The following is a 2,995-nucleotide window of genomic DNA, read 5'->3' as shown; positions in this document are numbered from 1 at the left end:
TTTTCTGAAACTCACAGCTAACGTGCCGCCGCTTGGTATTCGTGGCGACTTTTTTAATTATTGTTGTAAATATAATCAATTTTTGAACTTAGTACTTTCCGACTAAGAAATGAAAAACCAGCCATGATACCAAACGGCTGTTAGCCGTTCGGTTTTTATTTAATTCCAATTTGTGGAAAAACTACGACTTTTATATATTCCATTATGTGTTCTTCAGATTCTTTTATTTTGGCTTTCATTTTTATTAATTCTGGTCGAATAATTTTGGCGTTTTCTTCTCTTTTTTGATTTTCTTCTTCGCTAAAATCATTACAAATTACGCTATTATCATATAATAGAATACAAATTGATTCAAGAAGTATGTTAATCTTACGTTTCAAATATTTATCTTCATTTATTGCAGTTAGAGTAATATCTAAATAATGCATTTCTGCAAGAATTATTTCTTCATCTTGAGAATTCAAATATAATTTTTCATCATTTCCCCATATATCTAAAATTTCCTTGTCTAATTTCACATACGGACGTTTTAAAGAACAACAGTTTGTCGAAGTACACTTTGAACATTTTTTGTCCCAAATTAGTTTTGAATCATAAAGTTCAAATGCTGTTTGAACTTTTGTGAATTCAAAAATATCTTCATTTTTACAATCTTTACAAGTTCTAATTAGTTGATATTTCAAAATTTAGATTTTTTGTTATCGAATTTACTTTGCGTCCTGAAACTGACGGCTAACGTATCGCCGCTTGGCGTCAGTGGCGATGCCAGCGAACTGATTAATTTCTGATAAAGATAAAGTTTTTTCGTGAAGAAAAAACGTCAAGGTAACTAAGCAACCCAGCCATTGCGCCAAACGGCTATTAGCCAACGGTTTTTTTAATATCAAACCAATGTCCAGATAACAGTCAAAACAAAAATTATAAATCCGTTGAAGAGTATTATATTAAAAAATTCATTGTCTGATAATTCAGATTTAAATTTAAGATAACAAATACTTATAGTTGATGACAATGCAAGAATTAAATAGAAATAGGCATTAATTCCTCCCAAACCAGTAAGTAATTCTTTTTTATCGCCTCCTTCGGTACTTACCGAAACAATATTTTTAAAAATCAACGTCTTCTCTACAGTAATTGTCAAATCGGAAATATACTCTTTATCAGTTAAGAATTTAAAACCTTTTTCTGTATAGTATTTGTATCCTCTTAATGTTGTAGAGCGTCCAAATTTAGTGCTTCGAGTTTGTGTGACTCTTATTTCTTTAACTATCTTATCTGAAATTCTTTGACTTGGAAGTACATATCTGTCGATGACTATAGCATTAAATAGTATTGCAACAATAAATAAAATGACAAGAGTAATTTGTTTACGGTTCTTGCTTATAATCGGCTTTGCGTACATGTATTTCTATTTTGTGTTTTTTAGTACGTTTGTCAAACTGTTGGCTAACGTATCGCCGCTTGGCGTCAGTGGCGACTTTTTTAATAATTTGTTCTAAAGATAAGCAAAATTTCAACTTAGTAATTTCCGTCTAAGAATAACTAAACTAGCCATTGCGCCAAACGGCTGTTACCAGTAGTTTATTTTTGTTTAGCTTCCCAATTTTTCAACCAATATTGGAAACCCAATGCATCTGAATCATTCCCTTTTGAAATTTCTCTAATTATTTTCAAGGCTTCTTTTTCAGCTTCTTTTTCGGGATTTAGTTTTTCAAGTAAATGAACTGAAACCCAAACATTGGTTTTGTTTTCTTTTACCAACAATAACTTTTCAAATTCGACTAATCCATTTCCGCCATACTTTTCCAGCAAACTATTTACTATTTCGTACATCATTTTTACAGATTGATTGTGCTTCTTAACGGAATTTTTGTCTGCATAATTTGTTCTAGCACAGACTTCTGTTAAATGCTTATATTTTTCAATCGTCTCGTTTAAATTCATGCGTGTTTATAAATTACTGGTAACGTGCCGCAGATTGCTACAGTTGCGACGATTTATTACTGTTGATTCCAAATATAAAACTACTTTTTGAATTTTCAGAGAAAATTCGGTGAGAAACCCAAGCCCAGCAATTGTTGCAAACTGCTGTTACCAGTAGTTTTTTTATAAAGTATCTTTAAAAAAATACAAATTTGTTGAGTTTTCCAATATTGGCTTTTCAATTATTCCTTTAGTGATTAGTTCATTGAATTCTTTTTCAACTTTCACTTTGTCTTTATATTCCGCATATTTATTTTCATTATTTTCTATAAACCCAACTAATCTCCATAAGTCAAATCCATCATGTCTTTGCTCCGGAAAATATGCAAAATCGAAGTCTACAATTTTATCCGCAAAATGTGCCGCCAATCCAATTCCATGAAACGCATAAAAGTTTATTCCTTCTTCTGGTAACTTTCCAGTTTGTTCATAGATTCTGTTATGCCAACCTTCAAGAATGTCGTCAACTTGATATTTAGTTCTAAAAATGTGAACTGCTTTATCAGCAGATTCTTGATAGTCTCGAATTATATCTATTAATGCAGGGTTCATAAAAATTACTGGTAACGTGCCGCCGCTTGGTAGTCGTGGCGACTTTTTAAATTATTGATGTAAATATAATCAAATTTTGAACTTAGTAGTTTCCGTCTAAGAAATACAAAACCAGCCATGATACCAAACGGCTGTTATAGCCAGTTTTTATTTCACAAGCCTTTCCATTATCTTTATCAGAATTATTATTCCGATTACAATTCCAGCAACTTTCAAGTATAATTTTTGCGCTTTCTTTTCATCGCGATAATCAGAAATTGAAATTGTTTCTGTATGTGCAATTATTTTGTTTTCGGTGAATATTTTATCTAGTTTCATTCTGTCAACATCTTGAATGAAATATCTAATTCCATTTTCAAACATTGGTTGGTTTTCTATGTCACAATAATATTCAACGTTTTGCTTTTCAAGCTCACTTTCAAACGTTATTTTGTCTTTCGGCAAAACATAAATTTTAAAA

5 protein-coding genes are annotated in these 2,995 nt (G+C 31.0%); all 5 read right to left on the bottom strand.

Features of this window, described 5'->3' with window-relative positions; genetic code table 11:
* Positions 1-155: 155 nt before the first annotated feature.
* The gene (locus B3C18_RS02565; RefSeq protein WP_291141898.1) at positions 156-683 is read right to left on the bottom strand and encodes a hypothetical protein; all 528 of its coding nucleotides are present in this window, start codon (positions 681-683) and stop codon (positions 156-158) included.
* Positions 684-883: 200 nt separating this feature from the next.
* Positions 884-1,402, bottom strand: a complete 519-nt coding sequence (locus B3C18_RS02560) for a hypothetical protein (RefSeq protein WP_291141895.1) — start codon at positions 1,400-1,402, stop codon at positions 884-886.
* 179 nt (positions 1,403-1,581) lie between these two features.
* A complete protein-coding gene (locus tag B3C18_RS02555; RefSeq protein ID WP_291141892.1) occupies positions 1,582-1,944 on the bottom strand; it encodes a hypothetical protein in 363 nt (120 codons plus the stop codon).
* 162 nt (positions 1,945-2,106) lie between these two features.
* Complete coding sequence (locus B3C18_RS02550) at positions 2,107-2,535, bottom strand: DUF6896 domain-containing protein (protein WP_291141889.1); 429 nt, start codon at positions 2,533-2,535, stop codon at positions 2,107-2,109.
* Positions 2,536-2,682: 147 nt separating this feature from the next.
* Positions 2,683-2,995, bottom strand: a 313-nt coding sequence (locus tag B3C18_RS02545; protein ID WP_291141886.1) for a hypothetical protein, incomplete at its 5' end; no start/stop codon positions are given.

The organism is Flavobacterium sp. UBA7680, assembly GCF_002482975.1.
Lineage (GTDB): Bacteria > Bacteroidota > Bacteroidia > Flavobacteriales > Flavobacteriaceae > Flavobacterium.
The sequence above is the reverse complement of the archived record's forward strand: the minus strand, read 5'-3'. Positions and strand labels throughout refer to the sequence as shown.